This window comes from Microbacterium sp. NPDC059771 (assembly GCF_042732495.1).
GTDB lineage: Bacteria > Actinomycetota > Actinomycetes > Actinomycetales > Microbacteriaceae > Microbacterium > Microbacterium sufflavum.
This window is the reverse complement of sequence record NZ_JBHWHK010000001.1, coordinates 1,797,666-1,824,454: the sequence shown is the minus strand read 5'-3', so window position 1 is coordinate 1,824,454 and position 26,789 is coordinate 1,797,666. Positions and strand designations below refer to the sequence as shown.

The 26,789-nt window shown below is 72.4% G+C and carries 22 protein-coding genes; 9 read left to right on the top strand and 13 right to left on the bottom strand.

Annotated elements, in window-relative coordinates; genetic code table 11:
• Window positions 1–5: 5 nt before the first annotated feature.
• Complete coding sequence (gene nhaA / locus ACFV3I_RS08620; RefSeq protein ID WP_378803617.1) at window positions 6–1,289, top strand: Na+/H+ antiporter NhaA; 1,284 nt, start codon at window positions 6–8, stop codon at window positions 1,287–1,289.
• 30 nt (window positions 1,290–1,319) lie between these two features.
• Here nhaA and ACFV3I_RS08615 read toward each other — a convergent pair whose 3' ends face one another.
• Window positions 1,320–2,579, bottom strand: coding sequence for a hypothetical protein (locus ACFV3I_RS08615; RefSeq protein WP_136032549.1), 1,260 nt, complete (start codon window positions 2,577–2,579; stop codon window positions 1,320–1,322).
• Between the two features lie 109 nt (window positions 2,580–2,688).
• On the opposite strand from ACFV3I_RS08615, the gene ACFV3I_RS08610 reads away from it, so the two are divergent.
• Window positions 2,689–3,027, top strand: coding sequence for a nuclear transport factor 2 family protein (locus ACFV3I_RS08610; protein WP_136032551.1), 339 nt, complete (start codon window positions 2,689–2,691; stop codon window positions 3,025–3,027).
• 33 nt (window positions 3,028–3,060) lie between these two features.
• On the opposite strand, the gene ACFV3I_RS08605 is transcribed toward ACFV3I_RS08610, so the two are convergent.
• From ACFV3I_RS08605 to ACFV3I_RS08590, 4 genes are all read right to left on the bottom strand, one after another.
• Window positions 3,061–5,301: a heavy metal translocating P-type ATPase gene (locus ACFV3I_RS08605; RefSeq protein WP_378822715.1), complete on the bottom strand. Its 2,241-nt coding sequence runs from the start codon at window positions 5,299–5,301 to the stop codon at window positions 3,061–3,063.
• Between the two features lie 68 nt (window positions 5,302–5,369).
• A complete protein-coding gene (locus tag ACFV3I_RS08600) occupies window positions 5,370–5,630 on the bottom strand; it encodes a YHS domain-containing protein (RefSeq protein ID WP_136032554.1) in 261 nt (86 codons plus the stop codon).
• Between the two features lie 23 nt (window positions 5,631–5,653).
• Window positions 5,654–7,921: a heavy metal translocating P-type ATPase gene (locus ACFV3I_RS08595; protein WP_378822714.1), complete on the bottom strand. Its 2,268-nt coding sequence runs from the start codon at window positions 7,919–7,921 to the stop codon at window positions 5,654–5,656.
• A complete protein-coding gene (locus ACFV3I_RS08590) occupies window positions 7,918–8,127 on the bottom strand; it encodes a heavy-metal-associated domain-containing protein (RefSeq protein WP_136032558.1) in 210 nt (69 codons plus the stop codon). The genes ACFV3I_RS08595 and ACFV3I_RS08590 overlap by 4 nt, the downstream gene beginning before the upstream one ends.
• 168 nt (window positions 8,128–8,295) lie before the next feature.
• Here ACFV3I_RS08590 and ACFV3I_RS08585 point away from each other — a divergent pair, with 168 nt between their 5' ends.
• Entirely contained in the window at window positions 8,296–9,228 is a 933-nt protein-coding gene (locus ACFV3I_RS08585; RefSeq protein ID WP_378803614.1) for an HAD family hydrolase, read from the top strand.
• A 46-nt stretch (window positions 9,229–9,274) separates the two neighbouring features.
• Here ACFV3I_RS08585 and ACFV3I_RS08580 read toward each other — a convergent pair whose 3' ends face one another.
• From ACFV3I_RS08580 to ACFV3I_RS08560, 5 genes are all read right to left on the bottom strand, one after another.
• Complete coding sequence (locus tag ACFV3I_RS08580) at window positions 9,275–10,159, bottom strand: formylglycine-generating enzyme family protein (RefSeq protein ID WP_378803858.1); 885 nt, start codon at window positions 10,157–10,159, stop codon at window positions 9,275–9,277.
• 67 nt (window positions 10,160–10,226) lie between these two features.
• Window positions 10,227–12,578 (bottom strand): sulfatase-like hydrolase/transferase, encoded by a 2,352-nt coding sequence (locus ACFV3I_RS08575; RefSeq protein ID WP_378822713.1) that lies wholly within the window; start codon window positions 12,576–12,578, stop codon window positions 10,227–10,229.
• Window positions 12,575–13,876: a hypothetical protein gene (locus ACFV3I_RS08570; RefSeq protein ID WP_378822712.1), complete on the bottom strand. Its 1,302-nt coding sequence runs from the start codon at window positions 13,874–13,876 to the stop codon at window positions 12,575–12,577. Before ACFV3I_RS08570 ends, ACFV3I_RS08575 begins: the two co-directional genes overlap by 4 nt.
• Before the next feature lie 36 nt (window positions 13,877–13,912).
• Window positions 13,913–14,257, bottom strand: a complete 345-nt coding sequence (locus tag ACFV3I_RS08565) for an SHOCT domain-containing protein (RefSeq protein ID WP_136032569.1) — start codon at window positions 14,255–14,257, stop codon at window positions 13,913–13,915.
• Window position 14,258: 1 nt separating this feature from the next.
• Complete coding sequence (locus ACFV3I_RS08560; RefSeq protein ID WP_136032571.1) at window positions 14,259–14,693, bottom strand: DUF6325 family protein; 435 nt, start codon at window positions 14,691–14,693, stop codon at window positions 14,259–14,261.
• Between the two features lie 192 nt (window positions 14,694–14,885).
• On the opposite strand from ACFV3I_RS08560, the gene ACFV3I_RS08555 reads away from it, so the two are divergent.
• Window positions 14,886–15,272, top strand: coding sequence for an SHOCT domain-containing protein (locus tag ACFV3I_RS08555; protein WP_136032573.1), 387 nt, complete (start codon window positions 14,886–14,888; stop codon window positions 15,270–15,272).
• A gap of 37 nt (window positions 15,273–15,309) precedes the next feature.
• Here the strand turns inward: ACFV3I_RS08555 and ACFV3I_RS08550 are convergent, their stop codons facing one another.
• Window positions 15,310–17,835: a LuxR C-terminal-related transcriptional regulator gene (locus ACFV3I_RS08550; protein WP_378803611.1), complete on the bottom strand. Its 2,526-nt coding sequence runs from the start codon at window positions 17,833–17,835 to the stop codon at window positions 15,310–15,312.
• A 111-nt stretch (window positions 17,836–17,946) separates the two neighbouring features.
• Between ACFV3I_RS08550 and ACFV3I_RS08545 the strand changes: the two genes are divergently transcribed.
• The 3 genes from ACFV3I_RS08545 (at window position 17,947) to ACFV3I_RS08535 (ending at window position 21,522) form a co-directional block, all read left to right on the top strand.
• Entirely contained in the window at window positions 17,947–19,095 is a 1,149-nt protein-coding gene (locus ACFV3I_RS08545; RefSeq protein ID WP_378822711.1) for an AI-2E family transporter, read from the top strand.
• Between the two features lie 80 nt (window positions 19,096–19,175).
• Window positions 19,176–20,846 carry a SulP family inorganic anion transporter gene (locus tag ACFV3I_RS08540; protein ID WP_378822710.1) on the top strand — a complete coding sequence of 557 codons (1,671 nt, stop codon included), beginning with the start codon at window positions 19,176–19,178 and terminating at the stop codon, window positions 20,844–20,846.
• 4 nt (window positions 20,847–20,850) lie between these two features.
• Window positions 20,851–21,522, top strand: coding sequence for a GAP family protein (locus ACFV3I_RS08535; RefSeq protein ID WP_378803607.1), 672 nt, complete (start codon window positions 20,851–20,853; stop codon window positions 21,520–21,522).
• Between the two features lie 71 nt (window positions 21,523–21,593).
• Here the strand turns inward: ACFV3I_RS08535 and ACFV3I_RS08530 are convergent, their stop codons facing one another.
• Both ACFV3I_RS08530 and ACFV3I_RS08525 read right to left on the bottom strand, forming a co-directional pair.
• On the bottom strand, window positions 21,594–24,098 hold the full coding sequence (locus ACFV3I_RS08530; RefSeq protein ID WP_378822709.1) for a LuxR C-terminal-related transcriptional regulator: 2,505 nt from the start codon (window positions 24,096–24,098) through the stop codon (window positions 21,594–21,596).
• Window positions 24,099–24,377: 279 nt separating this feature from the next.
• Window positions 24,378–26,042, bottom strand: coding sequence for a SulP family inorganic anion transporter (locus ACFV3I_RS08525; protein WP_378822708.1), 1,665 nt, complete (start codon window positions 26,040–26,042; stop codon window positions 24,378–24,380).
• Window positions 26,043–26,077: 35 nt separating this feature from the next.
• Here ACFV3I_RS08525 and ACFV3I_RS08520 point away from each other — a divergent pair, with 35 nt between their 5' ends.
• A complete protein-coding gene (locus ACFV3I_RS08520; RefSeq protein WP_378822707.1) occupies window positions 26,078–26,350 on the top strand; it encodes a hypothetical protein in 273 nt (90 codons plus the stop codon).
• A gap of 35 nt (window positions 26,351–26,385) precedes the next feature.
• Window positions 26,386–26,787 (top strand): RidA family protein, encoded by a 402-nt coding sequence (locus tag ACFV3I_RS08515; RefSeq protein ID WP_136035634.1) that lies wholly within the window; start codon window positions 26,386–26,388, stop codon window positions 26,785–26,787.
• Window positions 26,788–26,789 lie beyond the last annotated feature (2 nt).

The window sequence follows — 26,789 nt, the reverse complement described above, 5'->3', positions numbered from 1 at the left end:
CCCCTGTGTCTTCGTCGTCCCCTGCCCGTTTCCGTCTCGCGCCCCATGAGCTGTGGCGCGGTATCCGCTCCACCGCCCGCAGCGAGGTGCTCGGTGGTGCGCTGCTGCTCGCGGCGACCGTCGCGGCCCTGATCCTCGCCAACTCCCCCGCCGCGCCCTGGTACGAGGCCGTGCGCGACGTGCGCTTCGGCATCCCCGAGCTTCACCTGGAGCTGAGCGTCGGCGCGTGGGCCGCCGACGGGCTGCTCGCCGTGTTCTTCTTCGTCGTCGGGCTGGAGCTCAAGGAGGAGTTCGTCGCCGGGCGACTCCGTGACCCGCGCCGCGCCGCGCTTCCCATCGCGGCAGCCGTCGGCGGGGTGGTCGTGCCCGCGCTGCTGTTCCTCGCGGTCAACGCCGCGGCCGGCCCCGAGGTGCTGCGCGGCTGGGCGATCCCCACCGCGACCGACATCGCGTTCGCGGTGGCCGTGCTCGCCGTCGTCGGCCGGTTCCTCCCTCCGGCGCTGCGCGTGTTCCTGCTGACCCTCGCCATCATCGACGACCTCATCGCCATCACGATCATCGCGACGTTCTACACCGAGACGATCCAGGCGCCGTGGCTCATCCTCGCGCTGCTGCCGCTCGCCGGGTTCGCGCTCGCGGTGCAGAACGGCGTGCGCTCCTGGTGGCTGCTGCTCCCCCTCGCGGTGGCCGTGTGGGTGTGCGTGCACGCCTCGGGGGTGCACGCCACGGTCGCCGGTGTGCTGCTCGGGTTCCTCGTGCCCGTGCGAGCCACCGCACGCACGCGCGTGCAGACCGGTACCGATGCGGACGGCGCCCCGGTGTACGACGGGCTGGCGGCGCACTTCGCCGACCGCTGGGGTGTCGTGGCCACGCTGTTCGCCGTGCCGGTGTTCGCGTTCTTCGCCGCGGGAGTCGACGTCGGTGGAATGGACGGCCTCGTCTCCGCGCTGACCGACCCGATCACGGTCGGCATCGTCGTGGGACTCGTCGTCGGCAAGCCGGTGGGCATCCTGCTGACGACCTTCCTCCTCAGCCGCGTTCGGGCGCTGCGTCTCGACGAGACGCTGCGCTGGCCCGACCTGGCCGGCATGTCGCTGCTCGCCGGGATCGGCTTCACCGTGTCTCTCCTGGTCGGCGAGCTGGCTTACGGCAGCAGCAGCGTCGCCGACGATCACGTGAAGATCGGGGTGCTGGTCGGGTCCCTCGTCGCGGCAGTGCTCGGCGGTGTGGTCCTGGCGCTGCGCGGTCGGCGGGCCCGGAGCGCTGCGCGGGACCGGGCGGAGGCATGACGGCCTCGCGGCGAGCGGAGGTATGACGGCCTAGCGGCGCGCGGAGGCGCGTCCGGGGCGTTTCGGCTGCTTCCGCTGACGCTCCTCCGCGCGCCGGAGCACCCGCGCCTCGGACGCGGCGCGGGCCTTCGGGCCCGACAGGATCCGCACCAGGACGTAGGCGACGGCGAGCGAGATCAGCGCTTGCAGCATGCGCGGGATCACGTCCGGATACGACGCGTTGAACGAGATGCCGTAGGAGTACACGAGGCCGATTCCCGCGAGCGCCCACGGGTTGTCCCGGCGGGTGAGGAAGCCCATGACGAGCGTCAGCACCACGGCGAACACGACGATCCCTATCCAGCCCTCGAAGATGTAGACGTTGCCGAGCATGGTGGCCGACTGCGAGCTGGTCGGCGCACCGCCGAGCGCGATGCTCATCTGCGAGCCCGTGTCCAGTGGTGGGCGATCCGGGTCGAGGAACCCAGGAATCAGACCGATGCGGAACAGCGTCGGGATGTCGAGGACCTCAAGACCTGCCGGCCTGGGGACGAATCGGGCGATGAGAGCCATCTGCGTGTCCAGCTGAAGGCGCTCCAGCGGCGCATCCGCACTCACCGCGCCCGGGCCCGAGACGGATGCTCGACGCAGGGAGTCGCGGAAGTCGTAGATCGGCGGCCAGAGGATCGGGATGGCTGCGAGCACGATCACGAGCGTCCGCAGGCGGATCAGCTTGGCGAACAGGGCCAGGATCACCACGGTGAGGATCAGCGCTGCGGACTGCCCGAGGATGGCGCGCATGAGCCCCTCCCACAGGAACACCACCGCGGCGATCGCACACACCCAGAGCGCGGTCGCGCGCGTCACCTGCCCCTGCCGGAAGAGCCAGAGGACGAGAGACACTCCGAACAGCACCCAGAGCGTGAAGGGCGCTGCGATCGAGACGATCGGCGATTCGGAGGCGACACCGATCTGCACCGCATACGAGCCGCGTCCCCCGAGCGTGGAGATCACGGTGGCGGCCACGCCCACGGCGAATACGGTGAACGCCGCGCGAGCGGTGATCGGCTTCGCGGTGGCTTCCGGCATCTTCAGCGGTTGCACCATCAGCTCGATGAACAGGGCGACGGCGATCGTGACGGCACAGATCGCGAGGATCAGCCCGAACGGCTGTGTCCCCTTCAGGGCAGCAGGAATGACCACCATCGCCGCCAGCTGGATACCCAGCAGGATCGTGACGGGGAAGCGCTCGACCCGCATACGGCTCGGGTCGCCGACGATGGGCTTCAGCGTGGGGGGCTGCAGAGGCACAAGGGCAACCATACGGGGTTGCGGAACGTCCGAGAGGGCGACGGGCTCGCCGTCCGAGCCGTGAGCCAGGGCGTTCCGCGGGAAGCGACGCCGGAGTAGGGTGCGGGGCATGACGCTGATCGAGGACCTGCGCACGAGCGAGGAACGACTCTCCCGGGGCGACCTCGCGTACTACCGGGACATCTGCCGCGACGACGCCCTGTTCGTGATGCCGGGCATGGTCGCGACACGGGAGGAGGCGATCGCCGGACTCGAGCACGCCGACCCGTGGGACTCGTTCGACCTGAGCGCGGTGCAGGTGCGCGAGCTTGGCACCGACGCCGCCGCCATCGCGTATCGCTTCGAGGGACGCCGCGGCGCACAGACCTACACGGCGGACATGGTGTCGACGTACGTGCGCGAGGGCGGACGGTGGCTGCTCGCCGTGCACCAGCAGACCCCGGCCTGAGCGCACGGGCGTCGGGCCGGGGTCTGCGGGCGGTCAGCGGTCGAGGATCTCGCGGGTCGTGACCTCGGGGCGCAGGTCGAGTCGGCGCAGCAGCTGCGCGTTGAGGGCGACCACGATCGTCGACAGCGACATGAGCACCGCGCCGACCGACATCGGCAGCACGAAGCCGATCGGGGCGAGCACCCCGGCGGCCAGCGGCACCGACAGCAGGTTGTAGCCGGCGGCCCACCACAGGTTCTGCTTCATCTTGCGATACGACGCCCGCGACAGCTCGATCACCGACAGCACCGACCGCGGATCGTCGCCCGCCAGGATCACCCCGGCCGATGCGATCGCGACGTCGGTGCCCGCGCCGATCGCGAGCCCCACGTCGGCCTGCGCCAGGGCGGGGGCATCGTTCACGCCGTCGCCCACCATCGCCACCCGGCGACCCTCGCGCTGCAACTCCTGCACCTTCGCGGCCTTGTCCTCGGGTCGCACCCCGGCGAACACCCGGTCGATGCCGAGGTCGGACGCGACGGTCTGCGCCACCGCCTCCGCGTCGCCCGTGATCATCACGACCTGCACCCCGCGGGCGTGCAGCGCGTCGACCGCCTCCCGCGACTCCGGCCGCACCTCGTCGGCGAGCGCCAGCGCACCGATCACACGGCCGTCGCGCAGCACGTGCAGGATGATCGCGCCGTGCGCGCGCCACCCCTCGGCCGCCGGCAGCTCCTCCGCGCCTTCCTCGGTCAGCAGGTGCGGGCCGCCGACGCGCACCGTGGCACCGTCGACCGTCGCTGTGACGCCCACCGCGGGCGACGACGAGAAGTCGCGGCTCGCCGGCACCGTCAGCCCACGGTCGCGCGCGGCCCGCACGATCGCCTTCGCCAGCGGGTGCTCGCTGTCCGCCTCGGCCGCAGCAGCCAGGGCGAGCACCGCATCGGCGTCGTCCCCGCCGACCGTCGACACCTCCGACACCACCGGCTCGCCCTTCGTGAGCGTGCCCGTCTTGTCGAAAAGGACCGTGTCGACCGTGCGCATGCTCTCCAGGGCCAGGCGGTCCTTCACCAGCACGCCGCCGCGGGCCGCGCGCTCGGTGGCGATCGACACCACCAGCGGGATCGCGAGCCCCAGCGCGTGCGGGCAGGCGATCACGAGCACCGTGATGGTGCGGACGACCGCGTCGTCGGGCAGACCGACCAGCGTCCACACGACCGCGGTGATCGCCGCCGCTCCGAGCGCGAACCAGAACAGCCAGCCCGCGGCCGTGTCGGCGAGGCGCTGCGCCCGCGAGGACGAGTTCTGCGCTTCCGTCACGAGCCGCTCGATCCCCGCGAGGGTCGTGTCGTCTCCGGTCGCGGTGATCTCGACGCGCAGCCCCGAGTCGGTCGCCACGGTGCCCGCCGTGACCGGGTCGCCCGCACCGCGCGACACCGTCCGCGACTCCCCCGTCACCATCGACTCGTCCATCGAGGCACGACCGTCGACGATGCGACCATCGGCGGGGATGCTGCCGCCCGGCCGCACCACCACCACGTCGCCCACCCGCAGGTCGGCCGGAGACACCCGCACCACCTGGTCGCCCTCCACGCGCTCGGCCTCGTCCGGCAGCAGGGCCGCCAGCGAGTCGAGCGCGGACGTCGTCTGCGCGAGCGACCGCATCTCGATCCAATGCCCGAGCAGCATGATCACGATCAGCAGCGCGAGCTCCCACCAGAAGTCGAGCTCGTGGTGCAGCAGCCCCAGGCTCGCACCCCACGACGCCACGAAGGCCACCGTGATCGCGAGCGCGATCAGCAGCATCATCCCGGGCTTGCGCGCCCGCAGCTCGCTGACGGCGCCCACCAGGAACGGCCGCCCGCCCCACACGTACATGACGGTGCCGAGCACGGGAGACACCCACGCCAGACCCGGGACATCCGGCAGCGAGTAGCCGAGGATCATCGCGAACATGCCGGACAGCGCAACCGTCGGAACCGCCAGCACGAGCATGATCCAGAACAGCCGCCGGAACTGCCCGACGTGGTCCCCGTGACCGCCGTGACCGCCGTGGCCCGCGTGCGCGTCGTGACCGGCGTGGGCCTCGTGACCCGCGTGCGCATCCTGACCGCCGTGGGCCTCGTGACCCGCATGGGCCTCGTGCGCGTCGTGACCCGCGTGCGCGTCATGACCGCCGTGGTCCGCGTGACCGGCGTGGGCCTCGTGAGCCGCGTGCGCGTCGTGACGTGCGTGCTCATCGTGCGCGTCGTGACGGGCGTCCGCGGGGGCGGGGTCGTGGTGCGGGGTGCTCATGGTGTTCCCTCCAACGTCGATGATGCCGTGCGGGGCCGCCGTCGGGCAGCCCCGCACGGTGCGGCCGCTCAGGCGGCCGCGATGTACTTCGCGGGGTCGGCGTCGAACGCCGGACCGCAGCCCGCGCAGCAGAAGTGGTAGCGGGTGCCCTCGTAGTCGCGGAACAGCCCTGCGGCCTCGGCCTGCGCGATGACCACGGGACTGCCGGCCATCACCGGGCACGTGGTCATGCCCTCGGCGTTCGACGCCAGCAGGTCGGGGCGCCCCTCGGCGGCGACACCGCCGGCGGCCGGGACGCTGCAGCAGGATCCTGCGGGGGAATCGGACATGTCGGTACTCCTCTTTCTCGGGGTCACTGGGCGTCCACCGCCGTGCTGCGGAACGACCGCAGGCGGAGGCTGTTGCCGACCACGAAGACGCTGGAGAACGCCATCGCCGCGCCGGCGAGCATGGGGTTGAGCAGGCCGAGCGCCGCGAGCGGGATGGCCGCGACGTTGTAGGCGAACGCCCAGAACAGGTTGCCCTTGATGGTGCCGAGCGTGCGGCGGGAGAGACGGATCGCGTCGGCCGCGCTGCGCAGGTCGCCGCGCACGAGGGTGATGTCGCTCGCCTCGATCGCCGCATCGGTCCCTGTTCCCATCGCGAGCCCCAGGTCGGCCTGTGCGAGGGCCGCGGCGTCGTTCACGCCGTCGCCCACCATCGCGACCACCCGGCCCTCGTCCTGCAGCCGGCGCACCACCGCGACCTTGTCGGCCGGAAGCACCTCGGCGATCACCTCGTCGATGCCGACCTCAGCGGCGATCTGCTCCGCGACCGCGCGGTTGTCGCCCGTGAGCAGGACGGGGGTGAGCCCGAGCCCGACGAGCTGGGCCACGGCCTGTGCGCTCGTCGCCTTGACCGTATCGGCCACCACGAGCACGCCACGCGCCGCGCCGTCCCAGCCGACAGCGATCGCGGTCTTGCCCTGGCGCTCCGCCTCCGCCTTCGCCTCGGCGAGCGCGGACGGCAGATGCTGCGACCAGTCCGCGAGCAGGGACGCTCGACCCACTATCACGGCGTGACCGTCGACCACGCCCTGCACGCCGCGGCCCTCGATGTTCGTGAAGTCCTCCGGCGCGGGCAGCGCGCCCAGCTCCCTCGTCGCCGCGGTGGCGACGGCCTGGGCGATCGGGTGCTCCGAGGCGTCCTCCAGCGCTCCCGCGAGGCGCAGCAGCTCGGCGCGCTCCACGCCCTCCGCGGTGTGCACGGCCGTGAGAGTCATGCGCCCCGTGGTGACGGTGCCGGTCTTGTCGAGTACGACCGTGTCGACCCGGCGCGTGGACTCCAGGATCTCGGGGCCCTTGATCAGGATGCCGAGCTGAGCGCCGCGACCCGTGCCGACGAGCAGCGCGGTGGGCGTGGCGAGTCCGAGCGCGCACGGGCAGGCGATGATGAGCACGGCGACGGCCGCGGTGAAGGCCGCGGCGGCCGGGAACCCCAGGCCGAGCCACACGCCCAGCGTGCCGAGCGCCACCACGATCACGATCGGCACGAAGATGCCGGATACCCGGTCGGCGAGGCGCTGCACCTCGGCCTTCCCCGTCTGCGCCTGCTCCACGAGCCGGGCCATCTGCGCCAGCTGCGTGTCGGAGCCGACGCGGGTCGCCCGCACCACGAGACGTCCGCCCGCGTTCACGGTCGCCCCGGTCACGGCGTCGCCCTCGCGCACCTCCACCGGGACGGACTCGCCCGTGAGCAGGGAGGCGTCGATGGCGGAGGTTCCCGAGACGACGACGCCGTCCGTGGCGATCTTCTCCCCCGGACGGACGACGAACTCGTCGCCCACCGCCAGCTCGGTCGTGGGGATCCGGGTCTCCACACCGCCGCGCAGCACCGCGACCTCCTTTGCGCCGAGCTCGAGCAGCGCGCGCAGCGCCGCCCCCGCCTGCCGCTTGGAGCGCTTCTCGAAGTAGCGTCCGGCGAGGATGAACGTCGTCACCCCGGCGCCCACCTCCAGGTAGATGTTGCCCGCCCCGTCGCTCGGTGCCACGGTCAGCTCGAACAGGTGCGTCATGCCCGGCATCCCGGCCGTGCCGAAGAAGAGGGCGTAGAGCGACCAGAGCAGCGCCGCGAGCGTGCCCATCGAGATGAGCGTGTCCATGGTCGCCGTCCCATGGCGCAGGTTGGTCCACGCGGCGCGGTGGAACGGCCACGCCGCCCACACGATCACCGGTCCGGCGAGCGCGAGCGACAGCCACTGCCAGTACGTGAACTGGAGCGCCGGGATCATCGCCATCGCGATCACCGGGACGGTGAGCACGATCGACACGATCAGCCGCTGGCGCAGTGCGGCCAGCCCGTCGTCGGCCCGTTCCGGCGTCGCGTCCTCGGTGGTCGGGGCCGGAGGCGCGGGGACAGCGGCGGTGTAGCCCGTCTTCTCGACCTCGGCGATGAGCACCGCCGCGTCGAGGCCGGCCGGCGCGGTGACCGTGGCCTTCTCGGTCGCGTAGTTGACGCTCGCGGTCACGCCGTCGATGCGGTTGAGCTTCTTCTCGATCCGCATCGCGCACGACGCGCAGGTCATGCCCCCGATCTCCAGCTCGACGCTGGTCTCGTCGGGCACGGATCGCGTATCGGTCATGACCGCACCGCCTCGTAGCCCGCCTCGTCGACGGCGGCCAGCACCGCGGCGTCATCGACCGGGGCGGAGCTGTGGACCACCAGGCGTCCGGTCTGCGCGCTGACGTCGACGCCGTCGACCCCGGGGATGCGGGAGACCTCGCCGCGGACGGCCATCTCGCAGTGCCCGCACGTCATCCCGGTCACCTGGTACTCGCTCGTGTTCATCGTCGTTCCTCTCCGCTGTCAGGATACCCCCCTGGGGTACTCCCTGGCGACAACCCTATACCCATCACGGGTATTCCCGACACCGCCGAACGCCCCGCTCGGACCACGCTCGCCCCGGCGGGGTGAGCGTCCGCCCCCGGCGCCCGGCCCGCCTGGCACCCTGAACAGATGGACGACACGACGCTCCCCTCCTGGAGGGACACCCCTACCCGACGCGCCATCGAGGCGTTCGTGACGGGCGTGGCGACCGGACCGGATGCGGTGCCCGCGGAGGAGCGCGTCGCCGTGTTCGACAACGACGGAACGCTGTGGACCGAGAAGCCGATGCCCACGCAGCTCCACTACGTGGTGGAGCGTTGGCGGGAGGTGGCCCTGGCGGATCCCTCCCTGGCCGACACGCAGCCCTACCGCGCGGCCGTCACGGGCGACCTGGCGTGGCTCGGCGCGGCCGTCGAGAAGCACTACGCCGGGGACGACTCCGACCTCGGCACCATCATCGCCGCCCTCGTCGGCCTCACCGACGGACTCGACGTCGAGCAGTACGCCGCCGCCGTGTCGGCGTTCTTCCGCACCGCGCGCCACCCCGTGCTCCACCGCCCCTACACCGAGCTGGTGTACCAGCCGATGGTCGAGCTGCTGCGCTACCTCGAACGGCACGGCTTCACGTGCTACATCGTCTCGGGCGGCGAGCGCGACTTCCTGCGCCCCCTGACGCAGTCCATCTACGGCATCCCGCCCGAACGCGTCGTGGGTTCGGCGCTGGGGCTCACGTACGACGAGGCGACCGGATCGGTGCGCTACTCCCCCGCGCTCGCGTTCTTCGACGACGGACCCGAGAAGCCGGTGCGCATCTGGAGCCGCATCGGCCGGCGCCCTCTCCTCGCCGCGGGCAACTCCAACGGCGACATGCCGATGCTCGACCACGCACGGCGCGGCCCCCGCCGGGGTCTCGCGCTGCTGATCCACCACGACGACCACGACCGCGACGACGCCCCGTACGACGCGGGCGCCGACAAGGCCCTCGCCGCCGCACGCGAGCGCGGGTATACGGTCGTGAGCGTGCGCGACGACTGGGCGAGCGTGTTCCCCGCGCCCTCCTGACCGCTCAGCCCCCGGCGCTCAGCCCCCGGCGCTCAGCCCCCGGCGCTCAGAGGGCGCAGCGGAAGCCGATGTGGGTCATGGCGGTGTCCTCCGCCTGTGCCGACCGCGCGGCCGGGCGATACCGCAGGCAGTACTCGGGGGCGCACAGGTGCGAGCCGCCCTTGAGCACGCGCCGCGGGATGGGCGAACCCGGCTCGGCCGACAGCAGGCTCGCCCGGCGACCGGGATCCACCGCGACCGTGCCGGGCGGCACGTGCCGGTGGGTCCAGTAGTCCGCCGTCCACTCCCACACGTTGCCGATCATGTCGAACAGGCCGTAGCCGTTGGCGGCGAAGCTGCGCACGGGCGCCGTGCCCACCCAGCCGTCCGCCCCGTCGTTGCGGTAGGGGAAGGCACCCTGCCAGGTGTCGGCCATCAGCACGCCGTCCGGCTTCGTCTCGTCGCCCCAGGCGAAGCGCGCGCCGACCAGTCCGCCGCGCGCCGCCCACTCCCACTCGGCCTCGGTGGGCAGCCGCTTGCCCGCCCACGCGGCGAACGCGGCCGCATCCGGATAGGCGATGTGCACCACCGGGTGGTCGAGACGGTCGTCGATGGACGAGTCCGGCCCGAACGGACGCCGCCAGAACGCACCAGGCTCCCACCGCCACCACTGCCGCCAGTCGCGCAGGTCGACCGGGCCCGACGTCGGTGTGAACACCATGGCGCCGGGAACGAGGTCGTCGGGGTGCACGCCGGGATAGTCGGCCGGGTCCATCGGCCTCTCGGCGACCGTCACATAGCCGGTCTCGTCGACGAACTCCGCATAGTCGCGGTTGGTGACGGGGTGCTCGTCGAGACGGAACGACGCCACCTCGCGCTCGTGAACCGGGCCCTCCTCGGGGTAGAACTCGTCGGAACCCATGCGCAGCGTGCCACCGGGAACCTCGATCATCGCCACCATGCCTTCATCGTAGGGGCCGTCCGCGGGGCCGGGCCGTGCCGGGCGACTCCGGCGGCCGCTACTCGCGGGAGAGCATCGCGGCCGCCTCCAGCTCCAGGTCGAGGTACTGCTCGGCGCTCACGTCGATCCCCACGCCCAGCAGCTTGCCGCCCGTGAACGGGAACGCGCTGCCGTACTGGCGGCTCACCGGGTCGGCGCTGTCCCAGCCGACGCAGAGGCCGTCCCCGCACAGGGTGAACTTGCCCACCTGCGCCCGCATCGGCCCGGACGCCACCGCCCGGTCGTCGACGTACAGCGTCGCGGTGCCCACGGACTCCCCGTGCTCACCCGCCCCCTCCCGCACGAACTCCACGCCGAGCGTGTGCGGGCCCGGCGTGAGCGGCTCCGACGTGAAGGTCTGCTCGGGCGGGATGCCCAGGAAGTTGTACACGTAGGTGAGCCGGCCGTCCTTCACGAACAGCGAGTGCCCGCCGAACCGGGAGCCGTGCGCGAACAGCACGCCCTGCGCCCCGTCCTCGAGCACCGCGTCGGCGATGATCTTGAACGACCGGCCGCGCACGTTCACCGCGACGCTCTCGGGCACCGCGGCCGTGCCCGGGTAGTACACGTACCGCTCGCGGGGCCGTTCGGCCTGCGGGCGCTGCACGGTCAGCAGTTCCCTGGCGGACCGGTCGTCCAGCGGCAGCGCGAAGTTCGCATCGGCCTCCGCGAACCACGCGTCGATGAGCTCGCGGAGCTTCTCCGGATGCGTGGCGGCGAGGTCGTGCGCCTCCGCGCGATCCTCGGCCACGTGGAACAGCTCCCACGCGTCGTCCTCGAAGTGCCCCGTGCCCGTGAGCGGTGCGTGCACGGCGGCGGCCTTCCACCCGTCCTTCCAGATGCCGCGCGTGCCGAGCATCGCGTAGTACTGGACGTGCTTCTCGCTCGGGCCGTCGGGAGCCGCGTCGAAGCTGTACCTCATCGAGACGCCGTCGAGCGGACGCTGCGTCACCCCGCGGTAGGTCTCCGGCATCTCGACGCCGATCACGTCGAGCACGGTCGCCACGATGTCGACCGAGTGGTGGTACTGGTGGCGCAGCTCTCCCTTCGCCGCGATGCCCTGGGGCCAGTGGATCACCATCGGGTCGCACGTGCCGCCCGAGTACTGGGAGTAGCGCTTGAACATCGGGAAGGGCGTCGAGAACGCCGCTGCCCACCCGGTCGGATAGTGGTTGTAGGTGTCCGCGGAGCCGAGGTGGTCGATCATCGCCAGGTTCTCGGCGAGGTCGTCGGGGAAGCCGTTGAAGAACTTGTTCTCGTTGACCGAGCCGTCGGGCGAGCCCTCCCCCGATGCGCCGTTGTCGGCACAGTAGAACACGAGGGTGTTGTCGAGCTGTCCGGTCTCCTCCAGATAGTCGATGATGCGGCCGACCTGCGCATCGGTGTACTCGCTGAACCCGGCGAACACCTCGGCCATGCGGGAGAACAGGCGCCGTTCGTCGTCGTTCAGCTCCGACCACGGCCGCACGTGATCGGCCGGGTTCGCGACGTCGTCCGGCATCGGGTTGAACGGGGTGAGCGCGGTGCCCTCGGGCAGCACGCCCCTGTCGATCATGCGCGCGAGCACCCACTCCCGGTACGCGTCGTAGCCGTCGTCGAACATCCCCCTGTACTTGTCGATGTACTCCTGCGGCGCGTGATGCGGGGCGTGGTTCGCACCGGGACAGAACCAGAGGTACCAGGGCTTCGACGGGTTCGACGCCTGCTGGTTGCGGATCATCGTGAGCGCCTGGTCGGCGAGGTCCTTCGACAGGTGGTACCCCTCCTCCGGCGTCGCGGGGGCGTCGATGAAATGGTTGTCCTCGACGAGATCCGGGTACCAGTTGTTCGTCTCGCCGCCGAGGAAGCCGTAGAACCGGTCGAAGCCGAGCTGCAGCGGCCACATCGAGCGGTTGCCACCCGGGGCGATGTCCTCCTCCGGCACGTTGTGGTTCTTGCCGACCCAGAACGTGGAGTAGCCGTTGTCCTGCAGCACCTGCCCGATCGTCGCGCACTCGGCGGGCAGCCGTCCCGCGAAGCCCGGGAACCCCGTGGTGCCCTCCATGATCACCCCGGCGCGGTTGACGTGGTGGTTGCGGCCGGTGAGCATGGTCGACCGCGTCGGCGAGCACAGCGCCGTGGTGTGCCACTGCGTGTAGGTGAGTCCGTTCTGCGCGAGCCGGTCCATGGTCGGCATGCTGATGCGTCCGCCGTACGGCGACCAGGACGCGAGGCCCGTGTCGTCGTACAGCACCACCAGCACGTTCGGCGCGCCGTCCGGAGCGGTCCGCAGCTCGTACGGCGACCAGTCCGGCGTCGAGTCCCGCACATCGAGCCGGATCTCTCCGGTGAAGTCCGCGTTGAAGTCCGACATGTCCACTCCTTCTCTCATGGGTGTTCCTCCGGTGCCATCGGCGCGATGGGCGGGCGACGCAGCAGCTCCACCAGCACGACGAGCACCAGTACGCCCGCCGCGACGCCCACCACGGCACCGAACGACACCGGCCGCAGGACGATCAGCAGGAGGAGCGCGACGACGAGCCCCGCGACCAGGATCGGCCCGCGGTACCGGTCGACCGCCACACCGAACCGCCCCGTGGAGACACCGTGACGCTCCGCGACGCCCCGGAGCGCGGCGACACCGCTCTCCACGGCCGTCCGCGTGCGCACCGCGGCGCGGGACGACCCGGCGACCCAGGCCCACAGCGCGACCAGCACCGCCGACAGGGCGAGCGCCGCGACCGTCGAGGACAGCAGCGCCGTCACCTCATCGAACAGCGACGCCGCCGCCGCAGCGGTCATGATCGACGGGCTCACCGCGCCCAGGAAGAACGAGCGGCCGATGCCCAGGCCGGCAGCCAGCAACAGGAAGGCCGCGGCGAGCGCGACACTCGTCCACAGCAGCGCCCGTGGTCGGTCGCGGGCCAGCAGCACCCCCAGCACCACGAGCCCCGCCAACACCCACGGCAACCAGAAACCCGCCGCGACCGCGACCTGGTACAGCGCCCGGACGAGCACGAGGGCATCGGCCTGGGCGATCGGGATGGAGCGGTCGATCACCGGGATCAGGTCTGCCACGCCGACACCGCGCTCCGCCAGTGCATCTTTCACGCGCTCGATCACCACACCGAGGTCGAGCGACAGCACCCCGTCGTCGGCCAGCTGCAGCGCGGTCCCCGGCTCGTCCTGCAGCACGGCGACCGCACGCTCGTGCGCGACCCGCAGCGACTGCGCCCAGATGTCGGCGAACTGCGCGGACGACACGACGTCGTGCACCACGCCGTCGATCAGGGACGACAGCCCCGACGCCGCCGGAGCCTGGAGGAGCGCGAGCGCGGACTCGGCGCGGGGCGGCAGGTCGAGCGAGCGCAGCCCGTCGAACAGCTCGCCGACGACGGCGTCGAGGTCGACCTGCTCGTCGATCGCGGCGCTCACCTGGTCGGCGACGAAGTCCTGCACGTCGGGGTCGTCTGCGAGCGGCCCGAACGTGGCGACGAAGCGGTCCGCGTCCACGAGCTGGAGGCGGGCCCAGGTTCCGAGCACGGCGACGGGCGCGAGCAGCACCGCCACCGCGAGCACGACCCCGGCGAGGATGCTGCGCGCGGCGGGCCGACGGCGCGGCGTGCGCAGGGCCTCGTTCTCGCGCTCGAGCAGCTCGACCCGCGCCCGCAGCTCGTCGAGCTCGCCCATCGGTCCTCCTCGATCGTCGTCGTGGTGCACCGGCGGCTAGGTGCCGAGCAGCCGCTGCTTCGCCGCCGCGAACTCCTCCGCCGACAGCACGCCGGCCTGCTGCATCGCCGCGAGCTGCTGCAACTTCGCGATCAGGTCGTCGCCGGCGGGAGCCGTCGGTGGCGCGGGTGGCGTGGCGGGGGCCGTGGCGTCGCGCACGGTCGCCTCGACCTGCGCCTGCTGCTGCGCGGCCTCGTACTGCTGCTGCTCGTACTCCTCCTGCGCCCGGCGGGCCTGGTGCCGCTGCGCCGCCCCGGTGACGGCCGTCGCCGTGCCGGCGACCACGGCCGTGCGCGCGGCGAGGCCCAGCAGTCCCGGCCGTCCGAATCTCCGCAGAGGCATGTCAGTCCCCCTCCTGGTCGAGGATGTCGATGAGCGCATTCACCACGGGTGCGGGGACGCGCTCCGTGCGCAGCACCCGTCCACCCGCGGCCGCGAGGTCGTGCGCGAGCACGCGGGCGAACGCGAGTTCCAGGACCACGACCGCCGCCGAACGACCCGGATCGAGCTCGCCGGCCAACAGCTCCACGTCTTCCTCCCCCGCGAGACCGGAGACGATGGGGGCGAACCCGGCGAGCCCGAGCTGCTCGGCGTCGTCCTCCAGCTCCAGGATCTCGATGTCCCCGTCGGTCGTCTTGCCGACGAGCACGATGTCCAGGATCCGGACGACGCCGCTCTCGGCGACGTCGGCGAGAGCACGGAAGGTGCCGGGGTCGGGTCGATCGCCCTCGAACCCCACCAGATAGAGCTCGACCGGGCCGAACCGGAAATCATTCATGGCACCGCCTTCCTCGCGCGGATCAACGGCGTCATGCTCGCACCATCGTCGCGTGGCCCTCACGAGGGGATCACCCGGGCGGGGTGAGCTGCGACGACGGCGACTCGCCCGGATCGGGTGACCACCGCCACGGCCGGCACCGTGGTCGCTGCCACGATCACCTCACCTGCTCATCGACGAAAGGGGTCCGACGTGTCGTTCTGGGAAAGCTTCTGGGACATCATCTGGTGGTTCTTCTGGGTGTTCGTATTCGTCTCCTACCTCATGGTGCTGTTCAACATCGTCGCCGACCTGTTCCGCGACCACGCGCTGAACGGCTGGTGGAAGGCCGTGTGGATCATCTTCCTGATCTTCGTGCCCTTCCTCACCGCGCTCATCTACCTGATCGCGCGCGGGCGGGGAATGGCCGAACGTGCGGCCGCCTCCTACCGACAGCAGCAGGACGCCGCCGATACGTACATCCGCAGCGTCGCAGGGACCAGCGCGACCGACGAGATCGAGAAGGCCTCGAAACTGCTCGCGGCCGGCACCATCACCGACGCCGAGTTTGCCGCGATCAAGGCGCGCGCCCTCGCCTGACCCGGGTGGACGGGGCCGTCGAACGCGGCGCCCCCGTTCACACCGTTGAGCGCACGGCCTCCCGGCGCGACGACACCCCGAGCTTGCGGTAGATCGCCCGCTGATGCGTCTTGACCGTGTTGACGGACACCGACAGCTCCCGTGCGATCTCGGGCAGCGTCCGTGCGGTCTGCAACTGCTGGAACACCTCGCGCTCCCGCTCGGACAGCCGATCCGCGAGCGAGCCCGCCGCGTCCATCGCGAGGCAGCGGCCGATGAAGTCCTCGAACTGCGTGCCGAAGTGCACGTGCTCGTGCAGCAGCCGCCGCACGGCCACCTCGCGCGGCCCGAACAGCACGCGGATCCCCTCGCCGGACGCGACAGCGACGGCCGCCTCGCACAGCTCGTGCGCCTCCTCGTGCCGCCCCGCGTGCCGCCGCATCACGGCGGCCGTGATCAGCGTCGACGCCTTGACGTACGACACCTCGGCGTACCCCCGCAGCGAGCGCAGCGACTCCAGCGCCGCGGGGTACTCCTCCGCGCGACGAAGCACGCCGGCGAGCGCGACGTTCACCAGCGGAAGGTCGGGACGCTGCACCGAGCGTGCCGCGATCCGGCGGGCGCGCTCGCCACTGCCTACGGCCTCGTCGAGCAGCGCCACGGCCGATTCCCGCAGCGCCGCCCAGCTGAACCCGCGGATCACCTCCAGCGGGATCTCCTGCACCGCGATCGCCGCGCGACGGCACGCGGCCACGTCGCCGGTCTCGGCCGCCGCGTAGGCGATCATCATCCTCGACAGCCCGGCGACCACCCGATCGGCTTCTCCGCCGTCGAGGACCGCGGAGAACGACTCCGTCGCGTCCGCACTGTCGCCCGACCAGTAGGCGACGAACCCGGCCGCGGCAGCCTCGGTCCCTCCCCGATGCCGTTCATCGGAGACGTGCGGGGCGATGCTGGCGAGCGTGTCGCGAGCGTCGACCACGCGACCGGCCCAGACCTGTCCGAACGCGAGTTGGGCGAGCGACCAACGCACGCGCTCGGGGTCGGCCGAGCGCTCGGCCTCCCGCGCCGCGGCGGCGAAGTACTCGACCGGCAGTGCGGGGTCGCCGCGATGACGGATCTCGCTCCAGCCCAGCAGGTAGTCGAGCGCGGTGCGGTCTGCGACCTCCACCGCCGTGGCGTCGTGCAGCAGCGCGTGCACCTGCGCGCTGGCCTCCACCACGTCGGCGCTGTCGTCCGCGAGCAGCAGCCGCGCGACCGGCACGACCGTCGACGTCGGCACCCCGTCGCGGTCCCGCAGCGCGTGCGCCCGCTGGAACAGCTCGCGTGCCACGTGGCGCTCGCCGAGCGCATCGCACGCGCACGCCTGCACGAGGAGGAGGTCGGGGTCGTCGGGGTCGTGCCGCCGTAGCTCCGTCACCGCGTGCTCGACCTCGGCGGCGCTCCCGCCCACGACGAGCCCGAGCCAGTGTCGATCCAGGATGGTGCGCGCGACGTCGGGCTCACCGCCCCGCAGGGCGTGCCCGATCGCGGCGACCGGATCGGACTCGGCCAGTGTCGCGGCCGCTCGACGGTGCACGCCGGCGAGCCGGTCGCGATCGCCCGCCGCGATCTCACCGCAGCGGCGGGCGAACGTGCGGTGCCAGCGATAGACCGGGCCGTGCGGTCCGTCGAACCGGTCGAGGAACAGCCCCAGTCGCACGCATGCCTCCAGCAGCTCCGCGGCGTCCTCGCGCTGCGTCACCTGCGCGGCGAGCTCGGGCGTGAGCTCGGCGCAGACGGTGGCGTCGAGCACGAAACGGGCGACCTCCGGCGGCAGGGCACCCAGCACGTGCTCGCGCACGTACTCGCCGAGGAAGCTCGACGCGCTCGGGGCGCTCCGCTCCGGGCGGGCACCACCGATCATCATGAGCCGGACGGCGATCGGCCACCCGCCCGTCTCCTCCACGATCGCGTCCGCGCCGAGGCCCTCTCGCGCGGCGGGAGCGAGCCGCGCCACCTCCTCGCGCGTGAAGCTCAGAAGGTCGGCCCCGAGGAACCCCTCCGGGGCGGTCACGCGCTGGCGGCTCAGGGTCAGCTCGAGCAGCGTCGTCCCCACCAGCACCAGCCGCAGACCGTCCGGCGGCTGCTCCGCGAGCATGCCGAGAAGGCCGTGGCGCCACCGCTCCCCCGCCTGGTGCGCGTCGTCCACCACCAGGTGCACCCGCGCGTCGCGGTCGCCGAAGACCCGGCAGATCTCCTCGTACGCACGCTCCGGGTTCGTGAGGGCGGGCAGGTCGCGCTCGGAGGCGTCGCCGCTGGTCGCCCGCAGCGCCTCGACGACGCCGCGAGTCAGCCGCGCGGGGTCGACGTCGAACGGGCTCAGCGCGAGCCACGCCACCCGGTCCACGCTCGTCGCCCACTGCGCCACGGCCGTGGTCTTGCCGAAACCGGAGGGAGCACTCACGACGGTGACCGGCGCGCCGGCGACCGCCGCGTGCAGTGCCTCGGTCACCCGGTCGCGTCGCAGCACGCCGGGCTGCGGGCCCGGCGGCCGGAACCGCATGGTCGGCCCTGGACTCGTCTGACGCAGGGGGGACGACATGGCAGTCACCCTAGTGACGGCCGCGCGACCGCATGCGGACCGCGAGGATTCTCACCCGGATGAGAAGGACGGGCCACGGCGCACGCCCCCGCGCGCGGCTACGCTGACCGCGTGACCACCTCCCCCACCTCCCCCGAACGCGTCATCGACGGCTCCCTGTCCCCCTCCCTGCGCGTCCTGCTGGCCCTCGCCGCCGGTGCCGTCGCGCTCGCGGGCCTCTCCGTCGCGCGGGACGTGTTCAGCCCCCTCGCCCTCGCCGTCGTCATCGTCGTGGTGTGCGATCCCGTGCGCCGTCCCTTCGGGCGGCGCGGCTGGCCGGCGTGGACGGGATCCACCGCCGTGATCGTGGTGTCGATCGCGATCCTCGTGGCGATGGGCGCCCTGCTGTGGCTCGCCGGGATCCAGTTCGCCGGGCTGATCGGCGACCTCGCGACGGACGGCAGCCTCCGTCGCACGGCCGACGACCTGGTCGCACTGCTGCAGTCGCTCGGGCTCGAGGACGCCGCGACCGACACCGCGGCCTCCGTCCTCGACCCCGAGACGCTCCTCGCCGCCGCGAGCCGGGTGGGCGGCACCGTGGTCGGCGTCGCGACCGCACTGTTCTTCGTGTGCGCGTACATCGTGTTCCTCGCGGTCGACGCGGCCCGATACCAGCGGGCGGGCGAGGTGTTCGGGACGACGCGTCGGGCGTCGATCGAGCGCATCACCCGACTGAACCGCGGCGTGCGCCGCTACTTCGTCGTCAACGCGATCTTCGGCGCGATCGTCGCCGTGATCGACGGGCTCGCCCTGTGGTGGATGGGCGTGCCAGCGCCGCTCGTCTGGGCGATCCTCGCGTTCGTGACGAACTTCGTGCCGAACATCGGGTTTGTGCTCGGCCTCATCCCGCCCGCGGTGCTGGCGCTCGTGGTGGGCGGCTGGCCCCTCCTTCTCGCCGTCGTCGCGGTGTACTGCGTCGTCAACGTCGTGCTGCAGGTTCTCGTGCAGCCGAAGTTCGTGAGCGACGCGGTCGACCTGAGCCTGACGCTGAGCTTCTTCTCGGTGGTGTTCTGGACGTTCGTGATCGGTCCGCTCGGGGCGATCCTCGCCGTGCCGCTCACGCTGGTCGTACGCACCCTGGTGCTGGAGGTCGACCCCGGCAGCACCTGGCTGCGCTGGCTGTCCGGCGACCGCTCGGCCGCTCCGCCCCCGACCGTTCCCGCACGACCGGAGCCCGACGCCGCCGCAGAGCCCGACCGGAAATCACCAGGGGGAGCTTGACCGATCCCGCTGGCGAGGGCACACGCCGCGGTGGAAGGGTGGACGCGCGGCGCTCGGTGCCGCGGCGAGAGGAGGCGGGGATGCAACGACCGCTCGCCGGTCTGACGGCGCGCAACGCCCTCACGGAGCTGACGGCGGGCGTCACCCTGCTCGCGATCGCCATCCCGTTGAACATCGGATACGCCCAGATCGCCGGGCTGCCCGCGACCGCCGGGCTTTACGCGCTGATCGTCCCCACCGTGCTGTACGCGCTGGTCGTGTCGTCGCGGCAGCTCGTCGCCTCTCCCGACGCGGCGGCGGCCGCGCTCGTCGCCTCGTCCGTCGGCGGGCTGGCCGTGGCCGGGAGCGCCGACTACGCCACGCTCGCACTCGCGCAGGCCGTGCTGTCCGGGCTGATGTTCGTGCTCCTGGCGGTGTTCCGGCTCGGCTTCCTCGCCGACTTCCTGTCGAAACCGATCCTGGTCGGCTTCTTGGGCGGCCTCGCGCTGGACATCATGGTGAGCCAGATCGCCAAGATGCTGGGCGTGAAGATCGACTCCGGTGCCGAGTTCCCCGAGAAGGCAGTTGCGCTGATCGGCGGACTGCCCACGCTCAACGGTTGGTCCCTGCTGATCGCCGCCGGCTCGGTCGCGGTCCTTCTGATCGGGAAGGCCTTCCTGCGCGCGGTCCCGTGGGCACTCGTCGTCCTGATCCTCACGACCGTGCTCGTGCTGCTGGCGGGACTCGACGACCGCGGGGTCGACGTGCTGGGCGCCGTCCCCGCCGGTCCCCCCGCGCTGACGTGGCCCGTGCTGGACTGGGGCACGTGGCTGGCGCTCGTGCCGTCCGCGATCGCGCTCACCCTGGTCACCACGGCCGAGGGCCTGCTGGTGTCGCGGTCGTACGCGGAGAAGCACGGGTACCCGTTCCGAGCCAACCGCGACCTGCTCGCGTTCGGGGTCGCGAACGTCGCAGCCGGCGCGCAGGGCAGCTTCGCGGTCGGCTCGTCCACGTCGCGCACGGCCGCGATGGACCAGGCGGGCTCGCGCACGCAGCTGCCCTCGGTCGTGCTCGCCGTCGGCACCCTGCTGCTGCTGCTGTTCGGGACGGCGCTGCTGGAGGACATCCCCTCACCGGCGATCGGGGCGATCGTGGGCGTCGCGATCATCCCGCTGCTGGGCGTGCGGGAGTTCATCGACCTGTGGCGCAAGGACCGGTTCGAGTTCCTGATCGGCGCGGTCTGCTTCCTCGTCACGCTCCTGATCGGCTCGATCCCCGGGATCCTCGTCGCGTTCGTGCTGGCCCTCATCAACCTCGCCAAGCGCGCGGCCTCCCCCGCGATCGACGTGCTGGAGGCCTCGGGCGATCCGGCGGAGTCGCTGCTGGAGGACGCGCCGTCCGGAACGACGACGGCACCGGGCATCATCGTGGTGCGCCTGGCCGCGCCGCTCTTCTTCGCCAACGGCACGGTGTTCACGTCCGCGGTGAAGGAGGCGATCCGGGCCGCGGGCGACGGCGCGGTGCAGCACCTCGTCGTCGACATGGAGGCCGTGACCGACGTCGACGTCACGGGCGCCGAGTCGTTCGCCGCTCTCAAACGCTGGCTCGCCGACCGCTCGATCTCGCTGTCGTTCAGCCGCGTGCGCGCGAACACCTGGCGGCGGCTGTCCGAGCTGGACCTGCTCGACGGCGAGCCGCTGCACGCCACCAACCGCGCGGCGATCGCCGCCCTGACCGCGTCGGCCCCCGAGCCGGCGCCCGACGAGAGGTAGACCCATGGGAGCCGCCATCGGAAGTGTCCTCCCCCTCGCGCTCGGCATCGCGATCAGCCCGATCCCCATCATCGCGGCGATCCTGATGCTGCTGTCGCCCAAGGCGCGCGTCACGAGCGTGGGCTTCCTCCTGGGCTGGATCGCGGGCATCGTGGTCGCCGTGAGCGTGTTCACGCTGCTGTCCGCCGTGCTCCCCGAGCAGGACCCCGACGCCTCGCGACCCATCCGCGGCACGGTGCAGCTGCTGCTCGGCGTCGGCCTGCTGCTGCTCGCGGTGGGACAGTGGCGCCGTCGCCCCGGCGCCGGTCGCACCGCCAGCATGCCGGCGTGGATGAAGGCGATCGACACGATGCGGTTCCCGATGGCACTCGGGCTCGGATTCCTGCTCTCCGCCGTGAACCCGAAGAACCTGCTGATGGCGGCGGGAGCGGGGGTGGACATCGGCGCGGCCGGCCTGGACGGCGGGGCCCTGGTCGTGGTGATCGGCGTGTTCACGCTGATCGCCGCGTCGACGGTCCTCGTACCGGTGGTGGGGTACCTGGTCGCGGCCGAGCGGCTGCGGGGCCCGCTCGACGCCCTGCGCGGCTGGCTCGCCCAGGAGAACGCGGTCATCATGGCCGTGCTCCTCCTCGTCATCGGCGTGTCGATGATCGGCAAGGGCATCGCCGCGTTCTGAGTCGCCGCAGCCGGAGCGCGGGAACGGGAACGACGCGGGACCGCTGTGACCGCCTCGCGACGAGTCGGGGATCACCCGATGCCGAGCGCGTGGGCGGCCGCCGTCACCCCCTCGCGGTCGGACACGCCGAGCTTGCGGTAGATGTTGCGCACGTGCGTCTTGACCGTGTTCGGGGAGATGTACTCCTGCGCGGCGATCTCCCGCAGCGTGGCGTTGCGGCACAGGGCGGCCAGCACGATGCGCTCGCGGTGCGTCAGCTCCTCCTCCGCCAGGACGCCGGCGGCGGTGAACCGCTCGCGCACGCGGTCGGCGAACCGGGTGCGCGAACCGGGGGTCGCTCGCGCCGCCAGCAGCTGCGTCACGACCGTCCCGGCCTCCGCGACCCGGCGGACGTGGTCCTCCGGCTCGGCGAGCGCGAGCGCGGTGGCGAGGGCGAACTGCGCCCGATCCGGCTCGGCGTCCTCCACGTCGAGGTGCGACTCCACCAGCCAGGCGTCGATCATCGACGCCGGCAGCAGGCAGCGTGCGGCCCCCTCCAGCACCGGGACGAGGGCTCCGCGCGCGACACCGGGCCGTCGGTCGTGCATCGCGGCGAGCGCACGGAGGACCAGCACGTCCCCGGTCTCGCCGAGCGCCGCCTCCACCTCGTCGATGAAGCGGTCGCGGATCGTGGGCTCGTTCAGACGGTGGAACGCGTGCACCACGAACGGCGCCATCATGGCGTACCAGTGCACCGGCAACGGGAGGTCCTCCCGCGGCGCAAGGAAGTCGAACAGCGCCATGGCCGCGGCGTGGGCGTCGTCGACCGCGTCCGCGGCGAGCAGTGCCTGCAACCCGTGCAGCCCCCGCGCGATCGCGGTCTCCCCTCCCGCGTCGAGGACCCGCGCCGACGGCAGCAGCGCCGGACTCGCGTCGAGCAGGTTCATGGCCTCGTACGGCACCCACGATCGCCACACCCGGGCGACCTCGACGAACGCGTTGTCCGGTGCGCCGAGCTCATGCCACCGCTCGTCCAGGGCCGCACTCGCATCCATCACCTCGCGCAGCCGCCCGCGGAACAGGGCTGCCGTGAGGAGCGCGGTCTCCGCCTGCAGCTCCGCCGATACGGCACCGATCGCCCGCGCCAGGTCGGCCGCCCGTCTGGCCGACACCTCGGACTGCTCCAGCCGGCCGGTGAAGAGCTGGGCCATCGCGAGCTGCAGCGTCGCGTAGGCGTCGATCCGCTCCTCGCCCGTCGGCGTGCGGAGCTCCGAGCCCACCGCGGCGAGCGCGTCGTCGATCCCCCCTCGGCGCAGTGCCGTGTGCAGCGCGAGCCCCCGCCTCCACGCCCGGTGCACGTCCGACTCGTCCGTCTCCGGCGTCGACGACAGCGCCGCGACCGCCGCGGACGCGTTCCCGCGGGTGAGCTCGGCCGCCGCGATCAGCATCCGCACCCCCGGCTCCGCGCGGCGCTGCGCGGTCAGCTCCCCGGTCGCCGCGACGACCTCGTCGGGGTGGCCGTCGAGCACGAGCTGCATGCCGCTGCGACGGAGGATCGCCGAGACGCAGAACTCCTCTCCGCTGCGCACGGCGTGGACCAGTGCGGGAAGGGCTTCTCCCTGCCCGTCGAACCACGCCGACGCGATGCCCTCGAGCCGGGCGGGCTCGCTGCTGCCCCTGGCGCGCAGGCGCCCGAGTAGGAAAGCGCGCAGCAGCGGGTGGTAGTGGTACCGCGGGGGGTCCGCGCCGTCCGGGCCGGCGAGCACGTTGAGCCGCAGCAACCGCTCGATCAGAGCGCCCGCGCGTGCGCTGCCGCAGAGGGCGGTCGCGAGTGCGGTCGTGAACGACTCGGGGACGGCCGTCGTCTCCAGGAAGCCGCGCAGCTCGTCACTGAGGTCTCCGAAGACCTCCTCCACGAAGTAGTCGACCACGTCGGGGTCGTCTCCCCGGAGCGGGTAGGCCCCGACCGGGCCCCCGCCGGGGGCGTTGAGCATCATGAGCTGCAGCGCCGCGGCCCACCCCGCGGTGCGGGTCAGCAGCGCGGCGATCTCGCTCGGGTTCAGGTGCAGGTCGCGGAGCGCGAAGAACGCCTGGATCTCGTGTGGACGGAACGCCAGGGCAGCACCGTCGAGTTCGAGAGCGATGCCGCTGAGCCGACGACGGGCCAGCGGGATCATGCGCGTGCCGCGACCGGACAGCACGACGTGCACGTCACCGGGGACCGTCTGCACGAACACCGACATCAGGTGGGCGGACTCGTCGTCCTGAAGGTGGTGCACGTCGTCGACGATGATCACGATCCGTCTGCGGGCCGCGTCGAGCGCCCTGGCGAGTCCGCGCATGGTGGCCGCCCCGTGACCGCGGGGCACGCGGGCGAAGCCGCGCTGCAGTGCGGGATCGGGGATCCGTTCGAGACCCGCGATCAGGGTGTCGACGCCGTCGCCGCGCTCCATCGCGACCCACACGACCTCGACGTCGGCGTGCTCGCGCAGCTCACGCGACCACTGCGCGAGCAGCCGCGTCTTGCCGGCGCCGGCCGGCGCGCCCACGAGCGTGAGCGACCACGGCTCCTCCATCGCGGCGCTGAGCCGGGTCAACAGTCGTTCCCTCCGTACCTCGCCCTTCATCGATGTGGGGATGGGACTGGTCGTCCCACCTCCGTGTCGAGCATCTTCCGTCATCGGTCCCCCCGATCCTGAAGCGGCTCTCCCCCTCGGCGGCAGTATATTCCCCGATGAGAGCGGTTCCGCAAGGGCATGCCCCTGCTCACGGCGGGGCCGACGCCCCGACCCGCCGACGCCCGCGATGAGGGACCGCGGCCCCGCCAGATCAGCGCCGCGCCGTGTCGGCCCGCCGCGGCCTCCCCCTCGCGCGGGTCAGCGGTCGTCGCGGGCGTCGTCCGGGTGCACGTCGCCCTGCACGCCGCCGGCGGTGCCCACCCCGATGTCGACGGTCGCGTGCACCCGTCCCTGCCGTTCCAGTCCCGCGAACCAGGGCACCCGCCCGGCGACCTCCGCCGCCCCGTCAGGCAGGGCCGCGACGTGCATCGTCACCCCCCGCTGCGCAAGCTCGCGATCCAGTTCCTCCAGCGCGTCGAGCACGGTGATGGACACCGCCGTCTGCTGCTGCAGCCCGAGCACCACCGCGGTCACCGGGGGCTGCAGACCCGCGACGGTGTCGAGCACGAGCCGTTCGTTCGCGAGGGCGTTCGCGGTGTACAGTCCCCGCTCCAGCTCGATCGCGACCACGGGGCCCACGCGCGTCGTCACGCGCACCCGCGGCACGTTCAGCTCGCGCAGCACCAGGATCAGCGTCACGACCACCCCGATCGCGACGGCCGGGAGCAGCCCGGCCGTCAGTCCGATCACCGCGACCGCGGTCGCGATCCAGAAGTCCGTGCGGCTGATCCGGAACCAGCGCACGAGCTGCGGCACGTCGACCAGTCCGACGACCGCGATGAACACCAGCGCGGCGAGGGTGGCCTCCGGCAGCAGGCTCAGGACCGGGCCGAGGAACAGCGCCACGAGCACCGCGAGGACCACGGTGACGAGCGTCGCGAGTTGGGTGCGCGCCCCGGCGCCCTGGTTCACCGCGCTCTGGGAGAAGCCCCCGGCGGCCGGCATCGCGGCGAAGAACGAGCCGACCGTGTTGGCCGCGCCCGTGGCGAGCAGCTCCTGGTCGCTGTCGATCGGAGGCTCGGCGGGCCGTCGCAGGCTGCGGGCGACCGCCGCCGACTCGAGGAACGCCATCACGGCGATCGCGAGGGCACCGGGAACGAGGACGGGAGCCTGTGCGAAGTCGGGCACCCCGGGCACGGGAAGGCCGCTGGGGACCGGTTCGATCAGATCGACGCCGAGCCGGTCGACGTGGCCCAGGCCCACCAGGAGGATGCCTCCGAGCACGACCACCAGGGCGCCAGGGACCCGGGGGAGGAAGCGTCGGCACAGCAGCAGCACCGCGATCGATCCGGCCGACAGCAGCACGGTCGCCGGGTTCACACTCGCCGCCGCCTCGCCCACGGCGACGAGCGACCGCAGGAAGCCGTGTCCGGAGAAGTCGAACGTCTCTCCCAGGAGTTTCGGCAGCTGCCCGACGGCCACGGTCGCACCGACCCCGATCTTGAGCCCCAGAACGGTCGCCCCGCTGATGTTCTCCACCAGGCTCCCGAGGCGGCACAGCCGCGCCAGCAGCAGGATCGCGCCCACGAGGAGCGTGAGCATCATGAGCGAGCCGAGGGCGTCGTCCGACCCCGCGGCGACCCCGGCCGAGACCAGGGTCGTGGCGGTCAGCGTGGCGATGGTCGACGTGGTCGACACGCTCATGGCGCGACTGCCGCCCAGCACCGCGTACACCAGCATCGGCACGATGCACGTGTAGAGGCCCACCTGCACGGGGAGGTTGGCGATCGTCGCATAGGCCATCGCCTGCGGCACGACCACGGCTCCCGCGGCGAGACCGGCGACGACGTCGCCCGTCATCCATCCGCGTCGATACCCGTCGAGAGTGCTGAGCAGCCAGGGCGGCCTGCGCCTCGCGCCCATCCGTTCTCCCTCCACCGTGAGGGAAGCGTACTGCGGTGGACCGACGCGCCGCGCGCTTCCGGCCGGGCCGCCCCGCCGATCACCCGGGTGAACTCGCGCGCCACCCGGTGCGGCAGCGCTCCCACCGCGAGTATCGTCCCACCGTGCCGTCGAAGTCCGACGACACCGACGTGCTCGATCTCGCGATCGTCTGGGGCCCTCTCGAAGGGCACGGTCGTGGGGGCGCGAACCCCGCCGCGCGCCCTCACGGTCCGTGGACCATCCGCACGCTCCACCGTCGGCCGACGTGGCAGCGGACCCGGGTCTGAATGCCGATGTCGGTGGCCGGGAGGAGGATGCGCGCATGCAGATCACACTCACGCAGCCGGCCGGCCTCGTGGCCAGCCCGGCCTTCAGCCATGTCGCGGTCGTGCCTCCCGGGGCGACGACCATCTACGTCGGGGGCCAGAACGGCGTCGACGAGTCCGGTGCCGTCGTCTCGACCGACGTCGGCGAGCAGTCCGTGCGCGCGGTGCAGAACGCGCGGGTGGCGCTCGAGTCGGCGGGCGCGTCGCTCGACGACGTCCTCAGCTGGACGATCCTGATCCATCAGGATGCCGATCTCCGCGCCGCGTACGGTGCCGTGGCGCCCACGCTGGCGCGCGAGGGGGCGCCGCCGCTCGTGACAGCCGCTCTCGTGGCAGGGCTCGGGGTCCCCGGCGCCCTGATCGAGGTGAGCGCGGTCGCCGCGGTCATCCGCGACTGAGG

Coding starts and splice junctions, on each gene's coding strand:
- ACFV3I_RS08610 (WP_136032551.1), top strand. CDS start 2,689: ATGACGCTGATCGAGGACCTGCGCACGAGCGAGGAACGACTCTCCCGG.
- ACFV3I_RS08605 (WP_378822715.1), bottom strand. CDS start 5,301: ATGAGCACCCCGCACCACGACCCCGCCCCCGCGGACGCCCGTCACGAC.
- ACFV3I_RS08600 (WP_136032554.1), bottom strand. CDS start 5,630: ATGTCCGATTCCCCCGCAGGATCCTGCTGCAGCGTCCCGGCCGCCGGC.
- ACFV3I_RS08595 (WP_378822714.1), bottom strand. CDS start 7,921: ATGACCGATACGCGATCCGTGCCCGACGAGACCAGCGTCGAGCTGGAG.
- ACFV3I_RS08590 (WP_136032558.1), bottom strand. CDS start 8,127: ATGAACACGAGCGAGTACCAGGTGACCGGGATGACGTGCGGGCACTGC.
- ACFV3I_RS08585 (WP_378803614.1), top strand. CDS start 8,296: ATGGACGACACGACGCTCCCCTCCTGGAGGGACACCCCTACCCGACGC.
- ACFV3I_RS08580 (WP_378803858.1), bottom strand. CDS start 10,159: ATGATCGAGGTTCCCGGTGGCACGCTGCGCATGGGTTCCGACGAGTTC.
- ACFV3I_RS08575 (WP_378822713.1), bottom strand. CDS start 12,578: ATGAGAGAAGGAGTGGACATGTCGGACTTCAACGCGGACTTCACCGGA.
- ACFV3I_RS08570 (WP_378822712.1), bottom strand. CDS start 13,876: ATGGGCGAGCTCGACGAGCTGCGGGCGCGGGTCGAGCTGCTCGAGCGC.
- ACFV3I_RS08565 (WP_136032569.1), bottom strand. CDS start 14,257: ATGCCTCTGCGGAGATTCGGACGGCCGGGACTGCTGGGCCTCGCCGCG.
- ACFV3I_RS08560 (WP_136032571.1), bottom strand. CDS start 14,693: ATGAATGATTTCCGGTTCGGCCCGGTCGAGCTCTATCTGGTGGGGTTC.
- ACFV3I_RS08550 (WP_378803611.1), bottom strand. CDS start 17,835: ATGTCGTCCCCCCTGCGTCAGACGAGTCCAGGGCCGACCATGCGGTTC.
- ACFV3I_RS08540 (WP_378822710.1), top strand. CDS start 19,176: ATGCAACGACCGCTCGCCGGTCTGACGGCGCGCAACGCCCTCACGGAG.
- ACFV3I_RS08535 (WP_378803607.1), top strand. CDS start 20,851: ATGGGAGCCGCCATCGGAAGTGTCCTCCCCCTCGCGCTCGGCATCGCG.
- ACFV3I_RS08525 (WP_378822708.1), bottom strand. CDS start 26,042: ATGGGCGCGAGGCGCAGGCCGCCCTGGCTGCTCAGCACTCTCGACGGG.
- ACFV3I_RS08515 (WP_136035634.1), top strand. CDS start 26,386: ATGCAGATCACACTCACGCAGCCGGCCGGCCTCGTGGCCAGCCCGGCC.